The following is a 24,702-nucleotide window of genomic DNA, read 5'->3' on the forward strand; positions in this document are numbered from 1 at the left end:
GATAAATGGCTGGGAGAACACGGAGTGTTGGTGCAAGGAAAAGTAGCTGATGGATTCGACGGTGCGGCAGTAAACCATCGTTGAACGAAGGTTGCTAGAATAGAGGTTTATAAACAAAAGACCGTCAGGGTTGAAAATTCCCTGGCGGTCTTTTGCTTGTATATGTTTGCCTAGAGGCCCCCACCATGATAGGGGTCAATGCGCGGAGGTAAGGGAACTACAAGCCGTTATTCTGGCCAAAAGTGTCCATCTAGCGATGTTGAGGGAACTACAGGGCGCTATAGTGCTGTTTGCTGGAAAATTCAGCGCTTTTTGTGGAAATAAGACCCTGTAGTTCCGTTAATATCCTGTAATCGCTGCAATTTGCCAAAATAGAGCCCTAGAGTTCCTTTATATAAAATTCGTCGCTGTTAAGCGCTCAACTCTGCGTCCGGCGAAACCGCTTATCTTGTTAATTGCCTGAAACGGATACTTCCGAGATGCTGTTATATACGGAAGCACTGTTGCCCGTACAAATAATTTTGACGAACCGCACATTCGTGTCGATCACATCGTAGGTTTCATAACCGCTGATGCTTCCGGAGTTTCCGGCATACAGAGGGGTCCAATTCGTACCATCGCTGGAACCTTCGATTTGGAAGGTATAGACACGTTCTGAGCCTCGATGCCATGCAATAGAGACAGATCCGACAGTCGACGGTTGGTTAAGCTGGTACTGAATCGACTGTTGGCCTTTGGCTGACCAATAGGTGTTGAAGTCTTGATCGAGCGTATTTTGCGGCGGAAACTCTGGTACAATGCTGCTCGCTTGGTAGTAAGTAATCGGCAGCTGAGGGGCATCAGTGGGCAAGCCAACTTTGCTTTTGACATTGAAACTAATGTAATAAGTGCTTGGCAGTACGCCACCTTGCGGGTGTGTGACTTGCACTTGGGTTGAGCCCGTAAGCTGGGCTGCTGGAATAATCGTCACCGTATCGGACGGATCGGAGGATACAGCGGTAATCGTTGGCACTTGCGATGTCCCATAAGGAAGATCAATGGTGTAGCTGCGTTTGGCCGATGTGAATGTGCTTAAAGGCTGGCCATTGATCGTCATGGAAGACAAGGAAGCATGTGCTGTCGTGCTCAGCTGCCAATTCGCAAGCGGTGTAACAGTTGGCGTGTCTAGCGGTTTGGACTGACCGGCTACAAGCGGTACGAAACGGATCGCGATGGTTGTATTGCCGGCATTCGTTAACTGAACCACCAGCTTGCGCACATTCGTCAATTCATCTTGAGTCGGATGAGGAGAAGTAGGTAAAGGTTCAGCATTCATCTGTGAGAAGGTGCCCTGTGTTGGTGACAATAGCTGGGCATACAAGCGTTTGTTGTTTTGGGTTAGGATGGCAGATTTCCCGTCAGGTGCTATGTCAATGTCTGCGTTCGTGTGCATAAACCAATACATGTCCCAAGGTGCCTTGGTTTGAACTTCGTCTTGGACGAGAAACTCGCTGCGCTGATTGAACAGCATCAGACCTCTTTGCGAATGGACGACTTCATCTCGGTAAGCTGAAGTCGTGTCAACAATGGCAAACCCGCCCTCCGGCGCAGAAGTTTGGTAATTCGTGATTTGTGAGACAGCCGTGAGGGATTGGTCGGGTTGATTATCAGGATTAATTACGAGCGTATTTTGTCCCTCGGCTCTTTTCCGATAATAATCAAAGCGCAGCGGGTTTGTTTTCCCATCAGGTTCAATGATGAAATAGCCTGGGTCCGCATAATTTCCTTTACCCAAATCAAGTGCCCAACGCACGCCAAGCGCATCTAGGATGAATGTACCGCTATCGAGATCTTCGTGCAGGGAGCCTGTGACATTATGATCATTAATTCCGCCTTTGATCCCAGCAATAAATGCGCCTGGATCGTTCCAAGAATCACGGAATGTAGCCACATCTACGCGACCAGGCCGATCATGAACCCGGTAAACATTATCCAGATTCGTTGGTGCCGTTGTGCTGTAGAAGCCTGGTCGATACCAGACCAGATCCATGGGTGTTACTTGCCCTGTTTTGTCATAAGCGAAGTGACGGTACCAAGAAATATCCGGTGTGTTCAGATGCTTGGCTAACCACAACAATTCCGGTGTAGCGATGAACTGATAGTCCGAATCACCGTAGTTAAACGGTCCTTTGACACTTGATAAATTGGCCATGAAATTGCCAGTTTCCGGGATGCCGGGACGATTCAACAACCCGTAATTCGTACCTAGAGAGGTTTGCAGGGAAGAGAGCATATAGGTGAAATAAACGGCTGCATAATCCCAATAGGCCGTACCTTCGGACCAGGCACCATCAGTGGCAAAAACGGACATGCCTATCTGCACGCTATCGAGCCCTTTTTCCAGGACACTCTCCACAACTTTGACGCTTTTGGTCGCATCCTTCAGAAGGGGATCATCCAGAATCGTATCATCTTCGTCTGCAATGGCTAGTGCTGCTGTTACGAGCCCACCATTGACGACAAGATTCCAATTGCTTGGTGAACGGGTCCACCAGTCTGAGGTGCCATCGATATAAGCTTTTTTGGCTGGCAGCATAATTTTGGTCATCATGTTCTGCCTAAGCGCAGTTCGCTGGGCTGGAGTCATGGCCTGGTAGAGCCAGTCGTACCCAATAGCAGCGGTATGCGCCATCTCGGAGATGCTCAGGAAATTGCTGTCTCCTGACCAATTAGGATAGTTCTCCATATGCTCGAGTTCGCTGATGGCTCTCGTGGCATATTGGGTTTGCCCTGTCAGTTGATAGGTTAGCCCCAAGGTTTGAATGCGTTTCAGCAAATCTTGCGCGACAGGCAGAATAGAATTACCAGGCTGATATACCTTGTAATCGAGCAAAGGCGTGCTGTTCACATAGACGTCGGCAGCAGCTTGTATCTTGGCAAACCATTCTTGCGCTGTAGGATCAGGATTCGTTGTCAACATATCTCGCATCCTTGCGAAGTCATCCGCATTGGCCATAAGCCGGGGATGCTGCTGATTGGGCTGACTAGTCTTGAGATTTGCAATGATTTGGCTTCCTGGCAACCCAATGAAGATCGTCATCGTAGTTGTTGCTGTGCCGCCGTGGCCATCATCAACACGAGCTATGAATGCGTCATAGCCGTAGTAGCCTGCAGTCGGAATGTATTCATAATTGCCAGAAGTGCCTAGTGTGAGCGACCCGTGACTGGTTGTTTGGACCAAGGTGTAGCTCAGTGTATCATTGTCACGATCTTTGCCAAGCAGAGTTCCTACGAATTGATTGCCAAGATCTCTATTGCGAATGATGACGACTGGATCTAGCGTAGGCGCATGCTGAATGGCATTAACAGTAACTTGTATCGTCGATGTGGCGTAGTGGCCATTTGCATCACTCACCAGCACGGCGAAGCGATCTTTCCCGATATAATTTTCCTTGGGATAGTAAGTCCACGCACCGCCTGTTTCTACGAAGAGTTGCCCATTCTTCGGTTCAACAATTTTGGAATAGGTTAGTGTGTGACCGCCTGTATCTGCAGCAGTTACGGTTCCATGCAAGGAGGCGTCCTGATTCACTTGAAGCTGTGCATTGCTTGCCGTAATGTCTGTTGGGTCTTCGGCCATAACGACATATGTTACGGATTCTTTATTTCCGTAGGTAGCTCCAGTTACCGTTGCAACGCCGCCAGCAATTGCTTTGACGGTAGCCGTAGTGCTGTAAGCATCCGTCGTGACAGTGACAAGGTTTGGATTGGATGTGCTCCAGGTTAAAAATGGATTAGACGCATTGCTTGGCGCAATCGTGGCAGGAATAGAGAGAGACTGACCAACGACTGCGTACCCGCTGTAACTTGGCAAAGTCAGGTCGCTAATAGGTGTCCATGGAAACAGTTTGATATCATCGAACCAAGCTGTTCCTGTGCTAGTGTCGAGATTTAAATCTATGCGAGCTGAATTAGCAGATGCAGGTATTTGAACAATTTCATCAATTTGAACCCAATCATTGTTGCCACTGAGATAACTGATCGGGAAAATGTGTGTATCCTGGTAAGCGGGTGTGTTCGAAGTTAGCCGGATGGCAACCCCGCGTCCGCCAGCAATTTGTGATGTTTTGATCCAACCTGTGACTTTGTAGTACTGGCCAGGCACCACTGGTTTGATTTGATTTAAACTCATGCTGCCACTGGTTGCCGCCGTAATCTTCAAGGCTTTTCCGCCGGAATGAGAATTTGAATCCCAGTCGGCTACAGGCTTTTGCAAGCTGTCTGGACTATAAGCGCCCCATTTGGCAATTTTTGTGTCTTTGCTAGTGTTCCAACCGCTGCCGGCATAATTGAAATCTGTTGTCTCCATGTTGCCGTTTTCTAAGATGCTAGCGGCATTGACATTTAAGAAATACGAAGCGGAGACGCCGCCGTCGACAGAGGTAGCCGTAATGATCGCTATACCGCGTGAAACGGCTGTGACTTTCCCGTCGACAACTGTCGCGACCGACGGATTGGATGAGCTCCAAGTAAGTCGTTTATCTGTGGCTTGTGCCGGAATGAACACGGCACTAAGTGATATTGGCGAGTCTCCTACGTCCAAACTGCCATTCGCTGCGCCCAGGGAAACACTCGCAATGGGTGTCCATGGCAAGAGTTGAATCTCATCGAAAAAAGCTAAACCGGTACTGTTATCATAAATCGCATAGATGCGTGCTTTGGTTGCGGTAGCGGGTGCTTGCACGTTGTCTTCTTTGAGCACCCAGTTCTGGGTGCCGGTCAAGCTGACAGCAGGCACATTGGCACTGCTTACAACAGCATTAGCGGCGTTGAGCCAATTAATCCGCAAGGAAGCCCCTTTTCCGACTAAGTTCTGTGTGTTCATCCAAGCGCTTAGACGATAAATCTGATTGCTTGCAACATTGATCGTCGTTGCGACAGAAGCCGAGCTCTTCGTATCGGCGCTGATCCGTATGGCATGGCCGCCATCATGATAAACACTATCGCTGACAGAGACAACTGGACTGCCGTAAGATGAAGTTGCCTGCCAGGAGTTAGCGGAATCATTCGTCCAACCATTAGACGTACCTGCCGTTACCTCTTCGAAGGAACCATTGGGCAGGAGATTCGCGCTTGTTACGGTTACCGGGTAAGTGACAGAGAAGCTTGGTTCTACGGCGCTTGCTGGCGTCTGCGCTGTGATAATTGCCGTTCCGGCGGCTATTCCTGTCACAACGCCTTGCTGAACGGTTGCCACCTGCGCATTGGAGCTGGACCACTCAAGTGTGGGGTTGCTTGCATTTGGCGGAGAGACAAGAACCGGGACGGTTGTTGTTTTTCCTGCTTCAACGCGAGTTGAAGGCTGCTGGAGAGTAACTCCGGTGACAGGAATCCAGGGGAACAGTTGAATTTCATCAAACCAGACACTGCCTGTACCGGCGAAACTGAGTTCAATTTTGGCATTCGTAGCATTTGCCGGAGCTACCAGATTCTTCTCATAGGGAATAGGTGTTACCCAATCTTTGTAACCCTTGAGAACGTCGGAGGTGATCTGGCCTGAACCTACTTCACTATTCGAAGCATTATAGAAGATAACTCGGATATTGGCACCAGATGCGGAGCCGATGCCGACGAGCGATTGGCTGCGAATAGCGCCAATCAGCTTATACGTGACGCCGCCTGTCACAGGAATGCCGCTTTGGTTAATCGTAGCGCTGCTGGCTGCAGTAGCGCTCACTTTTACCGCGTTCACACTCAAATATCCGTGATAGTTATCCACTGTGATCGCAGGCGTTCCTGATAATACGGACACGCCCCAGGAGTTGGCGCTTTTTGTCGTCCAGCCGGAACCCGCTGCCGCTGTAGCCGTGAGTTCCATGGAACCGTTAAGGACGAGATTCGCATTGGCTGCCTGTGCTTGGGAAGCCGCACCGGGTAACCAATCCAGCGGGGGTACAACGCTAACAACTAACAGAAAAATAATAGCTAGCAATAAACTTTTTCGCATTAATTTCCCACCTTCTTCTTCCTTGGATGACCCCTTCGTGGGCCTCATCCGCATTATAGAATACGCATTTTGCCTTGCCTATATTGCACACGCAAGACCTACCATTAGGATACATTATGCGACCTTTAGGCCATGTCTATCGCGTGATGATCTCCTATACTTTCACAGGTATGGAGATCATATGGAAATACCAAAAGGGCTGTCCCTCAAGTAGGTTGAACTACTTGAGGGACAGCCCTTGTTAAAGCCAAGCTGCTGCTAAGTTTTAAATTTATCGCGAAATTCGGATGGCGAGCAGTTGGTCGCCTTTTTGAACATCCGATTGAAATGGCGGTAGTTTGGCAAGCCTACTCGATGAGCAACTTCATAGGTTTTGAGCTCAGTCGTCAGCAGCAGAAGTTTGGCGCGTTCAAGCCGCCGATTGGTGATGTACTGAGAGAACAGCTCACCCGTCACCTTTTTGAATAATTGCCCTAAGTAATGACTGTTATAGTTGCAAGACTCCGCTAACGCTTCCAGGGAGTAGGTTTTGCTCAGATCGGAAGTAATGGCTTGGATAACATCAGCTACCGCAAGCTCGGCTTCATTCCCCTTTTTGGAGATCAGCTGATATCGGTGAAAAGCAGCGGATGTGGCATCATGCACGGCCCCAAATGTTTGGCAGAGGTCCACATCTTTGCGCAGCGAGATAATTAAATCCTGGTGTTCCTGTTCCGTATCGGGCAAAGGCTGTATCATCGCAAAAGCATGGAGATAGAGCGCTTTGACATGATCTGGCTGCCAGTTGCTGTGAAGTGCTTCTTGCCAAACGCGGGATGGCTGGTTACTGGCGGGAGGAGACTCTGCTACCAGCAATTCGCCCCGCAATTGTTTCAAATAAAGCTGCCTATCTTCCGCAGGGAGTGTGGTGAAGGTCTGGTTGTTAATAAACGTCTGGGCGGATTTCTGGGCAATGAGCTCGGTTTGATAAAAGAAGGGATGACGTTCCTGATAACACTTTTTGATTACGGGCAAACAAGTTTCAATCTGAGTATCTGGAAGTTTAATTTGCAAGATATAAGAGGGCATTTTTAAGTAATTTTGCAGCGAATGCCCTAATTGGGCGCTAATATCAACATCATCGCGTTCAAATCTGCCAATGACCATGAAACGGCCTCTATCCAAAGTAATAATGTGGCTCGGACCAAAGATACCCAAAACTTCAAACATGACATTGAAGCAGGCAAACTGCCAAATTTTCAATTCTTCCGCTTGATCTAACGAGAAACGCAGGGATCTCCGATCCAGCTCGATCAAAAACATGGTGTGAGGGCCCTCGTGCAGCGGATACCCTGATTCCTTCAAATGGCTCAGCCATGCAGTTTCATTGCCCAACATCATGTCCAAAAAGGCGCTGCGGTCGATATCCAATTGGTTGGTCTTGAGCTTATGCTCGAGACGTTCCCGTAGTTGGTTCGTTTCATTCGCAAGGCGAATGGAGGGAATACACTGCTCCATCGCAGATGTCAGCAGATGGGGCTCGTTGAGACAATGGTCTTTGAGCAGATAAGAGGAAGCACCTAAACCCATCGCTTGCTGTGCAAAGTGGAAATCCTCATGACAACTTAAAATCAGCACATGCGGTTTGAGCGATAAATCCTGCATGTTTCGCAGCATATCCAACCCGCTCATTTTGGGCATAGTAATGTCGGTTATGACAAAATGGGGCTGATATTGCTTAATTTGCTCCAAACCCAAGGAGCCGTTCTCGGCGTCGCTGATGCAGGTGAACAAATCGCTGCGCAGCTCAATCATTTGGCGGAAAATACGACGCGCGGGTTCTTCGTCTTCGACGACAATTACGGTATACGGCGGCACCAATGGACAACAGCTCCTTTAGTTCGTGATAGACTTCATCGGCAGGGTGAAACGTATGAGTGTCCCCTGATGTGGAAGGCTCTGGATGGTGACTTCGGAATTCGCGCCGAAGACAAGTTTGACGCGTTCCCAAACGTTTTTCAAACCAATATTTTCGCTAATTTCCTGCTGATGCAGCTTGTGCTCAATAATCCGCAATCGACTGGCTTCGATCCCTTCGCCATTGTCTTCGATTTCAAGAATCAGCCGGTTCGTGCGTGAGTCTGGTCGAAGCCGAATGGTCAGTTGTCCATCCATGTCAGCAACAGGCAAGATGCCGTGAAAAATGGCGTTCTCAATCATCGGCTGCAGCAGCATCCGTGGAACTTGCATTTCCATTAGACTGGGATCTGCTTCCACATGCAAATGAAAATGTCGATTATAGCGCAGCTCCAGCATCGCAAGAAAATCGCGCAAGTAGTCAATTTCCCGGTGAAAAGGCACAGTCTGTTCGTAGCTTTCCATTGAATAGCGAAGCAAAGCCGTGAGCCGCCCCATGAGCACGTTGATTTTATCATAATCTTTCAACATGGCGAACATACGAATGGTATTCAAGCTGTTATACAAAAAGTGAGGATTAATCTGGGATTGCAGAAATTTAATTTCGTTGCGTCTCTTGATTTCTTCGGTTTCTTGCAGTTCCGACATAAGCGATTGCAAACGGGAGGACATGGCGTTCAGTACGACGCTGAGTTCGCCAATTTCATTCTGCGTATTCACAGCTTGGTATGGCGTAAAATCGCCATGTTTGATGCGTTCAATTTGTCTGCGAATGCCGATTAAGGGCTGATATAAATAAAAACCGAAAGCAAGGGTGGCGAGCAGCCCCAGGAAGGTTAACAGGAAAAGAAAGAAACGAACGGTTGCCCTAATCGTGCCCGTGCTTTGTGTAATTTCACTGGAAGGAATTTCCGAGATGACGATACTGCCATCGAATTGTTCAGACTGACGAAGCGAGACGATGGATTGTTCAAATTGAAATTGTGAAGGCTGCTGCTGCTCATTCCACTGATTCAAAATGGCGTAGATGCGGTCTTGTGTCTGAGAAGGACTTGAAGGGCCTTTGGCTTCAATGATGCTGCCATTCGGTGTAGTAATAGCGAGTGTACTAAGATTGCCTAATTCAATCTTGGCGGTTAACTGCTGATACAAGGTATCACGCAGTGCAATTAGCAGAACACCTCGGGCATCTTCTTTGGTCCCGTAGGGGATCTTTTGCATATAGACAGCCGCATTCACATACGTGGAATTTAGTTCATCGGGGGGGAAATTCATATAGCTCCGCGTAGCCGTCGAAGCCATGAAATTTTGGATAAGTAATTTATAACGACCTAGATCTTCAGCACTTGTTCCTGTAGTGGGAATAAGTTGATCACTCCACACGGAATACACGGTTATACCTTGAATTGTACTGGCAATAGAAACTACATTGTTCAGGGAAGCGATCATATCATTGATTTGCATGACATGGCTGAAGGGGCTGTTATTTGGCGATAAAACACGCTCAATTGCAGGCAGCGATCCATATTGGTAGCCCAAGGATTCAAGTTGGTTCATCGTGAGTTCAATGCGATCCATCACTTGGCCGACGACTTGATAGTTGACTTTATTTACTTGGACTTCAACGGCTGTATTCGCAACGTGCTGTGAAATGGAGGCCAAGATTAACAAGGGGATCAAGAACAAGGTCATCATGAGGATAAGAATTTTAACGAGAAAGCTTCTTCGCAAAAAATGCAGGAATTGAATTTGCACTGAGATCCTCCCCTCCAACTGCTGTATAATCATAGCATAAAACAAATTAGCAGGATGTGGAATCGTTTTGAATTGGAGGGTGAACTGACTAACATGACAAGAAAAAAATCATTGATTATGGCAGTGACCATGCTTATAGCGTGTATGCCGCTTGTGGCGTGCTCATCAGAAACGAAACCTGGATCAAGCGCAAACCCAAAAGCAACCAATACGTCGTCCTCAGATAGCACAATAGCCTCTGCGCCAACGAAAATTAAGGCGCTTGCGATCCTCTTCGGGCAGACGCCAAGTACGAACAACAAGGCGCAGGCTGATTTGGAACAACGCGGCAATGTGAAGCTTGAAGTCGATTTCGTCCCCGGCGATGCTTACTCGGATAAAATGAACGTGGCGCTGTCTTCCGGTCATTCCTATGATTTGATCCTTTGGACGGATCCGATTGATAAATTTCAGAAGCTTGTGAAACAGGGCGCTTTTCACGAGATCACGCCGTATTTGCAAGGACAAAAAAACTTGAATCTCATCCCCACAGCTACGCTGCAAGGACTTCAAGTAGATGGCAAAAACTATGGTATTCCAAGACCGCGTGGTCTGTATGGCGGCGGCTTGGCCCATGTTGTTATACGCAAAGACTGGTTGGATGCCTACCAGCTGCCTCTTCCGCAAACGTTGGATGAGTTCTATCATGATCTCCAAATTTTCAAAAAGAAAGACCCGGTTGGCGGCGGCAAAACGATTCCGCTTACGCTTAGCAACGAAGTGGACTGGAATCCGCCATTCAATGAAACACTGCCTTTTACGTTTGCTTTCGGGCTTCCTTATGGATATAAAGTGGAAGGGAATAAAGCCGTTGCGGCGATCCAAGCACCCCAATACAAATTATATCTGGACTGGCTCAAACAGCTATGGAGTGAGCAATTAGTAGACTTGGAATCGCCAATTATTAAATCCCAGCAATCTGTAGACAAATTCCTTGCAGGAACGGCAGGGGCAATTGTGAGCAACGCAAGCCTTATGAGTGATTTGTATCTGGATAAGCTCAAAAAAGCGGACCCGAAGGCAAATCCTGTCTTCATTCCAGTCTTAACGGGTCCCAAAGGCGACAAAGGTGTGATTGTCACGACTGGCTTCTATGGCATATGGGCGATCCCCTCGTCCGTACCCAAAGACAAAGTGCAGAGCATCGTGAATTTTTTGAACTTCTCAGCGAATGAAGATAACTTTCATTTTGCCAAAACGGGCGTTATCGGCGTTCATTCAAACGGTTATATAGATGGCGTGGTTCATCGTACACCGGAACAAACGAATGTGTTCAATGCCGAACGTCCGGATCAATGGGTACTCGAAAACAGATATGATCCTTATATTTACGCAAACAGCACGAGACCGGAAGTATTAGCAGCGCAGAAATCGGCATTGGATGCGATCAGCACAATCGGCATTGAGAACCCTTTTATTTTCTATGCTTCTTCTACATTGGCCAAAACACCGGATCATTTGAAAAATGTCAATGAAGCGATGCTCAAGTACGTTATGGGAGAAAGCACCTATGAGGGCGTACAGAATCAAATTGATGCTTGGTCCAAAGGCGTGGGCAGTTCAATCCTGAAGGAGTATATGGATCAATACACAGCCGCTCATAAATGATGCTGAAAAGATGATGTTGGAAATTCGTGATCCGTGCTATATGATGAGGTAAGCGATGGGCAGAAGGGAAGGCGAAAGTAAGTGTCAGATGAACGATTAGCTGTTTTACAAGTACATATTGATCAAGCTGGGTATGAGGAACAGCCTGATACCATTAAACAGATTCATTTTGACGTGAAGCAAGGGGAACTGGTCGGTTTATTGGGTCCCAATGGAGCAGGAAAGAGTACGACGATTAAGAGTATCCTAGGTTTGTTGAAGGATTTTAAAGGGAAGATCTCCTTTATGGGTGAACGCAAAAGTTATGCCTACATTCCGGAGCACCCGATTCTGTACGATGAATTGACATTATGGGAGCATATGGAATTCGCGGCTTCCGTCTATGAACTGGATCGTACGGTATTCCTTGAGCGCGCGGATGATCTCTTGCATCGTTTTCGACTATTGGATGAGAAGCACCATTTACCTGGTAAATTCTCCAAAGGGATGCAGCAGAAAATTATGCTGATCCTCGGATTTTTGAATAAGCCTGATGTGTATATTGTGGACGAGCCCTTCATCGGTCTGGACCCTAAGGCGATCAAAGATTTCTTGGGAATGCTGGATGAAGAACGCAAGCGCGGCGCAGGAATTCTAATGAGTACACATGTACTAGATACGGCAGAACGCATCTGTACATCGTTTGTGCTGCTATCAGGCGGACGATTGGTCGCCAATGGAACGTTGCAGGATATTCAACAACAATGCGGCATGCCGGAAGCGCCGCTCTTCGACTGCTTCCATTCCTTATTATGAAAGGAGGGAGCGCATTGTTGAACAGCAGCTTTCAGCTATTTACGCGAAGAGTTCGTTCGGATTGGTTCTTTCAATATAAAGCTTTGCGGATGGCAGTGGATTGGATCATTGCGATTTATTTTGTTATTCCGCTGATCATTGTGGCTGGGTATCAGTATTATTCATGGTGGGTGAAGCAGCCTGCTTGGTTTAGTTGGATAACGCCAATGGTAGTGGCTGTTGTCTTCTATCTATTTACTTGGCTGGGCACGATTCGATATTTTGTGGAGGAAGGCGATCAGCTCTTTCTCAGGCAGAACCAGACGTGGTTTCATCACCTGATGGTGCTTGGCTACAGGTATTCTTTGGTTTTGCAGGGTTTAACGACGCTTTTGTTGATCCTTGTTTTTCTTCCGCTATTGATGCAAAGCTATTCCTACAGCGTGACGCAAGTGATTGCTTTCTGGCTGCTAACTTATGTGTTAAAGCTTAACTTTGGCTTGTTACGTCAACTGCTCGCACTGCGGTTCTACGGGATTGTGCTGTGGCTTTTGCGAATCGTCATTTTTGCAGGCGCATTTTTTGTGTACCAGTTTATCGTCATTGAGGCAAATCACGCCTTGTACAATTGGGTAGCGATCCTCTTGCTGGTGGTCTTGGTTGTTTTCTTAACCCGGGCTCGTTTGCAAGAAAAAGGGACCTTTTTCGCGGACATTGCCAGAGAACGTGATGCGCGGATGCGAATCGTCTCGTTAATGTTAATCCGCGTACTGGAGAAGAAAAGAAAACCAACGCGGAAGTATCCGCTGTTTTTTGCCAGATCACAGCGCTTGTTCAAGGGAAAAGGGGCCGGCAATGGGCTCGCTGATTTGTTGACCAAGTCCTTTTACAGAAGCGGCACGCAGTGGAAACAAACGCTCCAATTCGTTGTTGTGCTTAGCGGGGCTATGTTTGCTCTGCCTGGTGCGCTTAAAATCATTGTTTGGATAATCGCCGCTTGTTTGCTGGTCTTCTGGCGGAAATCCTTTTGCAAAGATGAATTAAGAGCGCCGTTCTTGACCCTTTTTCCAATACAGGACACCGATAAGCATCAAGCGCTGCAAACAGCAATTCCCGTATTAGTGCTGCCAGCCATCGTGTTAATCAGCTTATTCGCCGGCATTTCATTCTTTACTTGGTGGGGGCCGCTGCTGATGATTGGGGCTGCCATTCCGCTTGCTTATGGGACATCATCGGTATTTACAAGTTGGTATTAAACGACCAAAGCCATGCTGCTCGGATATCCGAGGTCATGGCTTGACGTGTTTATGCCGGGGTGATACGATGAGTTTAATCCAAGTGAATGACTTGGCATTGAGAACTTGGCAATGAAATGCATATGTGCTGTCGATTGTTCTACCGTATCAACGGAGACGTGCTTCAACAGAAGTGCTGCTTCGTTTTTTGTCTTTCCTGGAGTCGGTATTTATCCTGGATTATTTTGTAAGTATGAATAGCAAGATTAGGGAGATGATGGTATGAGTATTGGCTATCGAACATTAGGCCGAACAGGATTGCAAGTATCTGAAGTGAGTTTGGGGACTATGGCCTTTGGCCGCTGGATCAGCGAGAAAGAATCGGCCGACGTGTTGGATGCAGCGCTTGAGGCCGGTATTAATTTGGTGGATACGGCAGATGTCTACGGCTCGGGCATGGATAAGGATAATCCGCTTGAGACGGGAGAATCTGAGACGATTCTCGGTAATTTGCTTGGCGCGCGCAGACATCAGATCGTTCTGGCAACGAAGGTTCATGGACGTGTCGGGCTGGGCATTAATGATGCTGGACAAAGCCGGTATCATATTCATCGGGCGATTGATAACAGTTTGCAAAGATTAAAGACCGATTACATAGACTTGTACCAAGTTCATCGTTTTGATGAGCAGACTCCGCTTGAAGAAAGTCTGCGTGCACTGGACGATCTGGTTCGATCGGGGAAAGTCCGTTACATCGGCGCTTCCAATTATGCAGCCTGGCAAATTGCCAAAGCGCACGGGATCTCCGTGCAATTGCACTTGGAGCGGTTCCAAAGCGTTCAGCCGGAATACAGCATTATCACGCGCGGCATCGAACAGGAGCTGCTGCCATTTGCCATTTCGGAAGGCGTAGGCGTTATCGTCTATAGTCCGCTCGGCCGAGGGCTTTTGACAGGCAAATATGCTTATGGCGAGCAGCCTCCAGCCGGTACAAGAGGCGCTTTCGGTGAAAAACGGATTCAGACCTTGCTGGAGCAGGAGCATCATTTCCGCATTGTAGAGCGATTGAAGCCCATTGCTGCGCGGAAAAAGTGGACCCTGCCACAGTTGGCGCTTAGCTGGGTGCTGAGCAGACAAGGCATTACCTCGGCTATTCTGGGGGCGTCGAAGCCTCATCATATTACGGACGCGTGGCCGACAGCTCATGAAAGATTAAATGTGGATGAATTGAATGAAATTGATGCAATCACGCGTCAAGCGCATTTGGAACTTGTAGGCAAATAAAGGCAGTCGACCATAGGAGGAATTGATCATGAGTGTTGTGTCAGAATGGGTTCATTATGGACAAGGAGCATATACAGGCTATGCGGCGAGACCGGAAGATGCGGCTGGTCCGCTTCCTGCCGTGATTATTATTCAGGAAATCTGGGGTTTGGATGCGCACATCCAGGACGTAACCCGAAGATTTGCAGAAGCGGGGTTTGTGGCTTTTGCACCTGATTTATTTTCCCGCAATCAGTCGAGGGAAGCCGTTCTTGAAGCGCCTCGCGTAGCTGCGGCACAGGCGTTTCTGAACGCGATTCCTTCATCTGCATGGCGTAATCCCGAGGAACGGGCAGAGGCGTTGGCTGGATATCCGGAAGCGGAGCAGATCCAAATCACCGAGACGCTGAATCTTCTCCTTAATTTGCAGACGAGATGGAGTGACTTCGTCCAGCAGTTGGAGACGACATCGCAATTTCTGCGCGATGAGTATGAGCCGACACAGGGCCAGGGCGTGGCCTCGGTCGGATTCTGCTTGGGCGGCGCGCTCTCAGCCGCGCTTGCGGGCCATGACCCGGCGCTTCGCGGCGGAGTCATTTTTTATGGCAATCCGCCATCGCCAGAACTGCTAGCGAACATCAAAGCGCCGCTGCTGGGACTGTATGGCGAGCTTGATACGCGGATTTCGGAGCAGATCCCAGGCTTTGCGGAGCAAGCGGAAGCCGCGGACAAATCCTTCGAGTACTACATTTACCCAGCTGCTCAGCATGCGTTCTTCAATGACACGCGTCCAAGTTACCATGCTGCATCCGCCAAGGATGCTTTTGGGCGGACGCTGAAGTTTCTTCGTGGTGTGCTGGCTGATCGCTAGCGAGTAGGTATGAGCGATTAGTGATGAAATAAGAGTGAGCCAGACAGCACATGCTGTTTGGCTCTATTTTGGTTCCCAGCTTGATGAAGTCGAGCGTGGTACCGCGGCAATGGACAGATTGTAGCCAATAGCAGTCTCCAAAGGCTCTTATTCCGTGTAAATGAGCTCATTTTACTCGGATAGAAGCCTTTGGAGGCTCTTATTTTCCAGAAAATCCAATTTTGATTGGATGTGGGAAGTCATAGCAGTCTCCAAAGACTCTTATCTCTCGCAAGTGAGTACATTTTACTCCGATAGAAGCCTTCAAAGGCTCGTATTTGTTGTGCGGGGAGTCCATTTTGCACGGGCTCAGGCTGGATAAGAGGATCGCTGATTCCTCTAAAGTCGAATTTGTCTTGTTGATGGAGTCAGATAGATGGTGGGGAGAGCGCGTAGAGTAGCTGCAAGGGAAAGTAGCTGAGTTAATTGGACGGTGCGGCGGCGCGTCCATGCTAGCATTTCTGTTGACCCAAAATCAGCGAATAACATGTGAATAGGGTAAATCCCTTGTCCATCTGGGCAGCATGTGGTTATAATGGGGTCACTAACCACTTAAAGGAGTCAGCCTGTTATGGATATTGCCAATCGGATCGCCATCGGGATTCTTGGACCGGAAGCGTTGGTGAACAAGGTGCTGCATGTCATCACTTCGTCCTTTCCTTCCTTTCATCCTGTGGCGCGAATATGTTCGGTGGAGGAAGCGCCAGCCGCTGCGGAAGAACTGTTGACGAAGGTCGAGGTGCTCCTGATTACCGGCCCTACCCTGTACCGAAGGGTGAAGGAGCAAGTGGTTACCCCGCTGCCCGTGCATGTGATTCCACTAACGGATACCGGTTTATTCAGTGCGCTTTATCGTCTCAAAAGCGGGCGCTGGCATGACACGAAGCCAGCCGTCTACAGCATTGATTCTTTCACGGCCTCCGCTGTAGGAAGAATCGTCGCCGAAATCGGCGAGGCGCCAGCCAGCTTTCAGGTTTATGACGGTCAGCCCTATCCGCGAGCAGGCGAGCTTGTGGCGTTTCATACCGCTGCCTATGTGAGTGGCAGCACCCTGGCTGCTCTAACAACGGAGAGTGAGGTTGCGGATGCACTCACGAAGAAAGGGATTCCGTGCGAATGGATCAAGCCGACGGATCAAAACATTACGGTTGTGTTGGAACGAGCACTCTTGTCAACGGAGACGAGACGTAGCAAAGAGGCGCAGATTCTAGTCGGTATGCTGAATGTGGACGACTTCGGCAAAAGGCTGCAGTTCAAAGGATCCGAACACGATATCCAGCGCTTTAAGCTTGATATTCACCGGATGTTGATCGATTATGTGGAATCGCTTGATGGTTATTTGACCCATCTGGGGGCCGATGAGTACTTATTCTTTACGACACGAGGCATCTTCGAACGAGAAACGGTTGGGTACAAGACGGTGCCATTGGCCAGGGAAATCTGGAAATCGCTCGGACTGTCGTTAAGCATGGGTATCGGCTTCGGACGCAGCGCGAATGAAGCGGGCACGCATGCCAGGTTGGCTCTGCGGCGGTGCAAAGAAGCCGGAGGCAATACTTGCTTCATTGTTCGTGAAGACAAGACGTTAATTGGCCCCTTGGAAATGGCGGATTCACTAAGCCGCGATTTGTCCGTCACAGATCCTGAGCTTCTCAAAAAAGCCGAGGATGCGGGAATGACTTCGGCCTATTTAAGCCGACTATTAGCCACTGTCGCGAGGACGAGCAAGTTGGATTATGAAGTGCATGACCTAGCCACGATTCTTGGCATAACCGTGCGCAGCACACATCGACTTTTACTGCAATGGATGGATCATGATCTGATCACGATTGCAGGGTCTGTGAAAGTGCCCAAAGGAAGGCCTAAGCAATTGTTTCGTCTCTCATTTTTGGAAAATATGTAGCCATGGAAAGAAGTTCCTGCACATTCGGATGTTTTCTCGCTGCAAAGCGTTTTTCATCTGAAATCGTGGGAGCTTCTCCTTTATTTAAAGACAATTAATAGATTTGTCTTTTATGTATCGGGCACGGTATACTTTTTTCATAATCGCACAATATGCAAGGTGAGAGGGGAAAGACAGGATGAGAACATTGGAAGATTTGGATCAAGTAATGGCGGAGCCGTCAGCGGCATTAATAGAGTTTATGCGGGAATTAGACGGGGATATCATGCTTCTTGGGGTTGGCGGGAAGATGGGACCCAGCCTTGCGAAGCTGGCTATGAATGCTATTGCGGCGGCAGGGGTGAAGAAAGTCGTCTATGGTGTTTCGCGTTTCTCCGAGACTGGATTAAAAGACGAGCTACAGTCTTACGGCGTGCAAACTATAGCTTGTGATCTGCTCAATGATCAAGCATTGCAAGAGCTGCCTGACGTAAAAAATGTCATTTACATGGCAGGAACAAAGTTCGGAACGACGGGCAAGGAACATTTTACATGGATTATGAATGCTTATTTACCGGGGCGTGTAGCAGAGAAATTCAGCCAATCACGCATTGTCGTGTTCTCTACAGGAAATGTTTATCCTTTTACGCCAGTGACTTATGGAGGCGCGCATGAATCTATTGCTCCAGCACCAATCGGTGAGTATGGACAGTCCTGTCTGGGCCGTGAGCGGGTATTCGAGCACTATAGTCAAAAGAATGGAACACCGGTGTTAGTGTACCGTTTGAACTACGCGATCGACCTGCGTTATGGCGTACTGCTTGAAATCGCGAAGTCGATTAAAGAAGGACGTCCGATTAATTTGGCAATGGGACACTTTAACTGTATTTGGCAAGGAGATGCCAATGAGATTGCCATTCGTTCGCTGCTTGCGACGCAAAGCCCGGCTAATTTCCTGAATGTCACAGGTCCTGAGACGGTTTCCGTCAAATATGCTGCTCAGCAATTAGGATTGCGACTTGGTATTGAACCGCAGTTTGTCGGTCAAGAATCCGAAACTGCCTTGCTCAGCAATGCTTCCAAAAGCATGCAATTATTCGGTTATCCGCGCGTTTCCCTGCTGCAAATGTTTGATTGGGTCGCAGAATGGCTGCAACATGGCGGCAGCATGATCAACAAACCGACTCACTTTCAGGAGAGAGAGGGGAAATTCTAAACATGGCGACACGGCGGGAATTATCTACTTTACAGAAAATTGCGCTGCATGACGGGCTGGTCATCCCGGCACATCCGCTTGCGCTGAATGCGGATCGACAGTTGGATGAACAAAGTCAACGGGCATTATCCCGATATTATATGGCAAGCGGAGCGGGCGGCATCGCGGTTGGTGTGCACTCGACGCAATTTGAAATTCGTGACCCTAAGTTTAATTTGTTTGAAAAAGTGCTGCGGATGGCTTCAGAGGAAGTGGATCGCGCGCAATTGGATCGGCCATTCCTTAAGGTAGCCGGCATCTGTGGTCCAACGGAGCAGGCGCTGCACGAGACCGATATCGCCAAAGGGCTTGGGTACGACACAGGACTTCTGTCCATGGGTGGACTGAGCGATTGGAGCGAGGCGCAAATTCTGGAGCGGACCGCACGAATAGCGGAACAAATTCCGGTTATCGGCTTTTATTTGCAACCCTCTGTTGGAGGGAAAGTATTCAGTTTCGATTTTTGGAAAGAGTTCGCGAACATCCCTGGCATTGTCGCCATCAAAATGGCCCCGTTCAACCGCTATCAAACAATCGATGTTGCTCGCGCCGTTTGTTACTCTGATCGTCGTGATGAGATCGCCTTGTACACCGGCAATGATGATAATATCGTCAATGATTTGTTGACGGTCTATCGTTTTCAGGTTGAGGGTCAAAGCGTGGAAAAGCGCATCGTTGGTGGGCTGCTCGGTCATTGGGCTGTTTGGACGCATAAAGCAGTTGAGCTTCTGGCTGAAGTGAAGAAAGCAAGATTACATGATCAAATCGCCTTGGATTGGTTGACACGCAACGTGGAAGTTACCGATTCGAATGCAGCGTTCTTCGATCCTGCTCATGCATTTGCTGGCTGTATCCCTGGCATTCATGAAGTTTTGCGCCGCCAGGGGCTAATCAAAGGAACATGGTGTTTGAATCCGCATGAACAATTGTCACCTGGACAATCGGAAGAAATCGATCGGATGTATCGCGATTATCCGCAATTGAATGATGATGCATTTGTGAAAAAGCATTTGGCCGAATGGTTGTCATAAACGAAGATTTCGATAGGCTGGCGAAGCGGCAGGTTCATTTAAAGGAGGGGATTGCATGCGGTTTAAGGACGTGTTTTCGATCATTGGACCTGACATGATAGGACCCTCCAGTTCACATACAGCCGGCGCAGTAAGGATCGGGCTAGCTGCGCGTCAGTTGTTCGGCAGGCAGCCTGAGCGCGCTGAACTTTATCTCTACGGATCATTCGCGGAGACGTACCGCGGTCATGGCACGGATGTGGCACTTGCCGCAGGTTTGCTGGGTTGGGGCACGGATAACGAGCGGATTCCGGAGGCGTTGGAAGCTGCGAAGGAGCAGGGGATGGAGCTGCTGCTTATTCCCTCACAAGGTATCGTCGGTCATCCAAACACAGTGCGCATATGCCTGAAAGCAGAGGGCTTTTCTGACTTAACTGTATTAGGTACTTCTATTGGAGGCGGAAATATTGAAATTGTCGGTATCGATGATTTCGATGTCCGTTTCTCAGCTAGTTTCCCGACGATGGTCATTACACATACCGACCAGATTGGCATGCTGGCTGAGATTACCGGTTGTTTTCGGCAAAGTGGCGTGAATATTGGTTCTATGGATGTTGACCGTCGCAGCCGCTGTGGTGAAGTTCTAACCGTAATTGAGGCAGACAGTGAATTTCCAGATGAACTGGTGCGTGCCGTTTCTGCAATAGATGCTGTGCGTTCACTGCGTTTGCTTGTTCTTTCCTAATTATGGTCATTATTAAAATGGGATCTTCAAGCCCCGGGAGGTTATATGAGATTTTCTCATTTACATGAGCTTGCGGCGCTTTGTGTTCAGGAGGAAAAGCCGATTCATCAGCTTATGCTGGAGGAGCAAGCGCAGGAATCAGGACGTTCCTTGCAGCAGGAAAGCGATAAAATGCACAGCTATTATCTGGTGATGAAAGATGCTGTAAACCGTGGGTTGACGAGGGATACGTTGTCGCGCAGCGGTCTAACAGGTAATGATGCCAAACGGGTCATGGCCTTGATTGAGGCGCAAACTTTCCTCCTGGGTCCTGTTGCTGGCAAAGCGCTAGCTTACGCGTTATCAGTTTCGGAAGTAAATGCCAGCATGGGGCGTATAATTGCGACGCCAACGGCAGGATCTTGCGGCGTGATCCCCGGTGTTTTTTTGAGTGTGCAGGAACACTTCGGCTGGAGCGATGAGCTGATGACGAAAGGCTTGTTCACCGCTGGTGCGCTCGGCTATGTGATTGCGAACCGTTCGTTCGTTTCGGGGGCAGAGGGCGGCTGCCAAGCCGAGATTGGCTCTGCGGTCGCGATGGCTGCCGGTGCTCTGACGGAGCTGCGGGGTGGATCACCTGATCAAGCTGTTCACGCGGTAGGATTGGCCCTGAAGAATTCACTGGGTCTGATCTGTGACCCTGTTGGAGGACTTGTTGAAATTCCTTGCATTGTACGGAATGGGTTTGGCGCTGTTTCGGCAATCACGGCATCAGAGATGGCGATCGCGGGTGTTCGCAGCGCAATTCCATCCGATGAAGTCATCGGTGCGATGCTTGAAGTCGGCGCTACCATGCCGGACAAATATCGTGAAACCGCGAAGGGGGGCTTGGCGGCCACTCCGACAGGAACACGTATCATGAAGGAACTGTTTGGCCAAGGCAAACCGCATGAGAAGTCAGAAGATGGGGGTGAGCAGCTATGAAGGCTAGCGATTTGCAGGATGAGTTGACTTCTTTGCTGCATGAAGCGCAAGCGAATCAAGCTGCCATTGTGGCGTTCCGCCGCAACTTGCACGAAGAGCCTGAACTGAGTTTGGAGGAAGGCGAGACAGCAGCCAAAGTCGCCGATGGTCTTCGCTTGCTGGGGCTCGAGCCCACAGTTGGTGTTGGCGGCCATGGTCTTGCAGCCGATATTCGATTCAGCGAAGACGGGCCAACTATCGCCCTGCGGGCAGATATGGATGCTCTTCCTATTCAGGAAGAGACGGATTTGCCTTTTGCCTCCAAGAAGCTTGGGCGGATGCATGCCTGTGGACATGATGGTCATACCGCTATGTTACTGGGCGCAGCTAAGCTGCTTGTCAATTGCCGCGTTCCTCTTCGCGGACGGATTCGCTTGCTGTTCCAAGCAGCGGAGGAGATTAATGCCGGTGCGAAGGCCATGATCGATGATGGCGCGCTCGCTGGCGTTGATGAAATTTATGGACTACACAATTTGCCAACGCTAGCTCATGGGAAGACGGCAACTCGGCAAGGTGCTTTAATGGGCTCAGTCGACAGGATTGAGATCGAACTGACCGGTAAGGGCGGCCATGGTGCTATTCCCGATCAAAGCATTGATCCCATCGTAGCTGCTTCGGCTATCGTGATGGGTCTGCAAACGGCAGTCAGCCGAGAGATCTCGCCATTCGAGCCGGCGGTCGTTACAATTGGCAGCTTTCAAGCGGGCGAAGCGAATAATGTTATTCCCCATCGGGCTGCATTGACGGGGACAGTTCGAACATTCGCCAAGACAACGCAGCTCGGCATGGGGGATCGGCTAACGCGCATAATCCGTTCGATTGCTGAGGCTTACCGCTGTGAAGCCAAGGTTCGCTATATAGAGCAAACACCAGTACTCATTAATCATGATGATGCTCTGCAGCATGTAGAGAGCGTCATTGACCAAATGCTTTTGCCTGAAAATAGGGTGGAAGCAAAGCCGACCATGGCTGGCGAGGACTTCTCGCTCTATTTGGAGCGCATCCCTGGTTGTTTCTTTTGGCTTGGATCCGGTCCTGTGGAAGATGCCGAGCATGCCTATGGACTTCATCATCCTAAGTTCACACTCCATGAGGAGTGCTTGCCAACTGGAGCCGCTTTGTTAGCCGGGATCGCCATTAGCAGACTGGCAGACTTGAAGATATAAAGAAAAGACTCCGCTTCGTGGAGTCTTTTTTACGTTGTGCGGAGATAGTAAACCCAGCTGCCTCGCTTGGAGGGAACTCCAGTCCTTTATTTTGCTGTTTCAAGGCAAATTCAGCGTTTTTCGTAGAAAAAAGACCCTGTAGTTCCGCTAATACCTCAGCATCCCTGCTATTTACCTATATAGCGTCCTCTAGTTCCCTTAACAGGTTTTGTCGCTACGAAGAGGCTGATCTCTCAGGGCGGCGAAGCCGTTTTTCTTTAACGTTTCGATTCCCCTCAAGTGACATAAAAAAGTGGTTGTGCAGTAAGTTGCACAACCACTTTGGTTGAATCAATTAAGCCGTTCGGAAGCGAGCCAAGATTTGCTGAAGTTCCTCTGCCATCTCGGATAAAGATTGTGCTGCCACATTCACTTCACCCGTTGTTTCCAACTGGTTGATTGTAGAATGCGAGACGTTTTGAGAGGAAGTTGCGGTTTGTTTGGCGATTGACGCAACTTGCTGCACCGATGCTGTGATTTCCTGGGCGCCTGCAGACATTTGTTCAGAAGTTGCTGCCATCTCTTGAATTTGCGATGCAACCTGGGAGGTTGACTGCAAGATTTCCCCGAAATTTTGCTCTGTTTTCTGAACGAGTAGGATGCCCGTTTGCACTTCATCTTTCACATGGCCAAGGGCATCGCCTGATTCGTGAACAGTGGATTGAATTTCGCCTAACAGCTTAGATATTTCACTCGAGAATGAACTTGATTGCTCTGCCAGTTTACGCACTTCTGAAGCTACAACCGCAAACCCGCGTCCTTGTTCACCGGCCCTTGCAGCCTCAATAGCTGCGTTGAGGGCAAGCAGATTTGTTTGTTGGGTAATGTCCTGAATAGATTGCAGGATATGGCCGATCTCTTGGGATTTGATTTCCAGCAAAGCCATGACCTGATCCGTTTGATGTACGGAATTATGGATGGATTCCATCTGTTGAACGGTGTTTTGCACATAGGATTCCCCAGCTTCTGCTTGCTGTTTGGTCCATTCGACAGATTCAGCGATGGAAGAAGCGCTTTCTGCCATTCGATAAATACCTGCACCGACTTCCTCCATAGAACGAGAAGTTTCCTCCATGGTTAGCGTCTGTTGATCTGCTCCGCTGGCAACTTCTTGTACTGTCAATGTAATTTGCTCGGACACTTGCTGCATCTCATTGGAACTGACTCTCAATTGATCGGCGGAAGAAGCAACACTTTGTGCATGGCCATTGACCGTTTGGATCATCGTTCGCATATGATCAGACATTTGAGCAAAAGAGGTACTGAGTCCTCCAATCTCATCTTGTCGAGTCAGTGCAACATATTGGCTGGAGAGGTCTCCGTCGGAAATCCGTTTAGCAGCTTTACTTAAGGTAATGATGGGCTGAGATACATGGCGAGCGATCAGGAAGGAAATAACCAAACCTAGAATGATGGCAATCGCACTTAAAGTAATAATCCAACCTAGTCCTGCTTTGTAGGTAGAATCGAGATCGGTTGCCCAACCATCTGATTGTTCCTGAATTCTTTTGGTAAACAATTCGATTAGAATGCTGCAGCTGCCAAGATTGGAATCCGATTGCTGAATAAGTCTCAAGCCTTCTTCTCCGTGTTTCTGAGCACCTGCCAACGTGGAAGGAAATTGATTGGCGTATTGTGTCCATTGTTCTTGGAACACTTTGATTAATTTATTATCATCATCTACATGAGGGATAGTTTCAAGAAGTTTGACTTTCTTCTGAATTTCCTCAAACAATGTTTTTGCTCGATCTGATGGTGAGGAAACGCTATCCTCCGTTGAACTGCCTGTTGCATAATTGCCTTGGGATTTATCTTGCATGTTCAATTGAATGCGCAGCATAAGGTCATCGAGGTTCTTGAGATCATGATTCAGGTTTCCTAGCATGATGACATTAGGCAACCCGGTTTGTGTTGTTTGTCGTCCTGTCTCGCCCATTGATTTCATCTGCATGATGGACGTCACACTTATTGCCGAAAGTAGCAGTAGAACGATCACAAAGCTAAAAAGCAGTTTCTTGAAAAGCGTAAGTTTCATTGCGCACAGCCTCCGAAGTTTCTCTTTTTTATAAGGGGTCATGTTTTCCCTTTGCTATGGATAAATTATCCTTATCTTATTTCGGCGAATGCTGTCGAATAT

The 24,702-nt window shown here is 48.6% G+C and carries 15 protein-coding genes; 11 read left to right on the forward strand and 4 right to left on the reverse strand.

Features of this window, described 5'->3' with window-relative positions; genetic code table 11:
- Positions 1-451: 451 nt before the first annotated feature.
- The 3 genes from LOZ80_RS07505 to LOZ80_RS07515 form a co-directional block, all read right to left on the reverse strand.
- Positions 452-5,986 carry an Ig-like domain-containing protein gene (locus LOZ80_RS07505; protein ID WP_238170845.1) on the reverse strand — a complete coding sequence of 1,845 codons (5,535 nt, stop codon included), beginning with the start codon at positions 5,984-5,986 and terminating at the stop codon, positions 452-454.
- A gap of 258 nt (positions 5,987-6,244) precedes the next feature.
- On the reverse strand, positions 6,245-7,843 hold the full coding sequence (locus tag LOZ80_RS07510; RefSeq protein ID WP_238172924.1) for a response regulator transcription factor: 1,599 nt from the start codon (positions 7,841-7,843) through the stop codon (positions 6,245-6,247).
- Between the two features lie 18 nt (positions 7,844-7,861).
- The gene (locus LOZ80_RS07515) at positions 7,862-9,637 is read right to left on the reverse strand and encodes a sensor histidine kinase (protein ID WP_238170846.1); all 1,776 of its coding nucleotides are present in this window, start codon (positions 9,635-9,637) and stop codon (positions 7,862-7,864) included.
- Positions 9,638-9,730: 93 nt separating this feature from the next.
- Here LOZ80_RS07515 and LOZ80_RS07520 point away from each other — a divergent pair, with 93 nt between their 5' ends.
- The 11 genes from LOZ80_RS07520 to LOZ80_RS07570 all read left to right on the forward strand — a co-directional run bounded on the left by LOZ80_RS07520 (position 9,731) and on the right by LOZ80_RS07570 (position 22,526).
- The gene (locus LOZ80_RS07520; protein ID WP_238170847.1) at positions 9,731-11,284 is read left to right on the forward strand and encodes an extracellular solute-binding protein; all 1,554 of its coding nucleotides are present in this window, start codon (positions 9,731-9,733) and stop codon (positions 11,282-11,284) included.
- A gap of 81 nt (positions 11,285-11,365) precedes the next feature.
- Positions 11,366-12,079, forward strand: a complete 714-nt coding sequence (locus LOZ80_RS07525; RefSeq protein WP_238170848.1) for an ABC transporter ATP-binding protein — start codon at positions 11,366-11,368, stop codon at positions 12,077-12,079.
- A gap of 17 nt (positions 12,080-12,096) precedes the next feature.
- Positions 12,097-13,314, forward strand: a complete 1,218-nt coding sequence (locus LOZ80_RS07530) for an ABC transporter permease (protein WP_238170849.1) — start codon at positions 12,097-12,099, stop codon at positions 13,312-13,314.
- A gap of 261 nt (positions 13,315-13,575) precedes the next feature.
- Positions 13,576-14,577 carry an aldo/keto reductase gene (locus LOZ80_RS07535; protein ID WP_238170850.1) on the forward strand — a complete coding sequence of 334 codons (1,002 nt, stop codon included), beginning with the start codon at positions 13,576-13,578 and terminating at the stop codon, positions 14,575-14,577.
- A 28-nt stretch (positions 14,578-14,605) separates the two neighbouring features.
- Positions 14,606-15,427, forward strand: a complete 822-nt coding sequence (locus tag LOZ80_RS07540; RefSeq protein WP_238170851.1) for a dienelactone hydrolase family protein — start codon at positions 14,606-14,608, stop codon at positions 15,425-15,427.
- Between the two features lie 610 nt (positions 15,428-16,037).
- Positions 16,038-17,369, forward strand: a complete 1,332-nt coding sequence (locus tag LOZ80_RS07545) for a hypothetical protein (RefSeq protein WP_238170852.1) — start codon at positions 16,038-16,040, stop codon at positions 17,367-17,369.
- A 178-nt stretch (positions 17,370-17,547) separates the two neighbouring features.
- The gene (locus LOZ80_RS07550; RefSeq protein WP_238170853.1) at positions 17,548-18,564 is read left to right on the forward strand and encodes an NAD-dependent epimerase/dehydratase family protein; all 1,017 of its coding nucleotides are present in this window, start codon (positions 17,548-17,550) and stop codon (positions 18,562-18,564) included.
- A 2-nt stretch (positions 18,565-18,566) separates the two neighbouring features.
- A complete protein-coding gene (locus tag LOZ80_RS07555; RefSeq protein ID WP_238170854.1) occupies positions 18,567-19,634 on the forward strand; it encodes a dihydrodipicolinate synthase family protein in 1,068 nt (355 codons plus the stop codon).
- A gap of 55 nt (positions 19,635-19,689) precedes the next feature.
- Positions 19,690-20,358, forward strand: a complete 669-nt coding sequence (gene sdaAB, locus LOZ80_RS07560; RefSeq protein ID WP_238170855.1) for an L-serine ammonia-lyase, iron-sulfur-dependent subunit beta — start codon at positions 19,690-19,692, stop codon at positions 20,356-20,358.
- 45 nt (positions 20,359-20,403) lie between these two features.
- Entirely contained in the window at positions 20,404-21,321 is a 918-nt protein-coding gene (sdaAA, locus tag LOZ80_RS07565) for an L-serine ammonia-lyase, iron-sulfur-dependent, subunit alpha (RefSeq protein ID WP_238170856.1), read from the forward strand.
- The gene (locus LOZ80_RS07570; protein WP_238170857.1) at positions 21,318-22,526 is read left to right on the forward strand and encodes a M20 metallopeptidase family protein; all 1,209 of its coding nucleotides are present in this window, start codon (positions 21,318-21,320) and stop codon (positions 22,524-22,526) included. The genes sdaAA and LOZ80_RS07570 overlap by 4 nt, the downstream gene beginning before the upstream one ends.
- A gap of 334 nt (positions 22,527-22,860) precedes the next feature.
- Here LOZ80_RS07570 and LOZ80_RS07575 read toward each other — a convergent pair whose 3' ends face one another.
- Entirely contained in the window at positions 22,861-24,600 is a 1,740-nt protein-coding gene (locus LOZ80_RS07575) for a methyl-accepting chemotaxis protein (protein ID WP_238170858.1), read from the reverse strand.
- Between the last annotated feature and the right edge of the window lie 102 nt (positions 24,601-24,702).

Source organism: Paenibacillus sp. HWE-109, from assembly GCF_022163125.1.
Taxonomy (GTDB): domain Bacteria; phylum Bacillota; class Bacilli; order Paenibacillales; family NBRC-103111; genus Paenibacillus_E.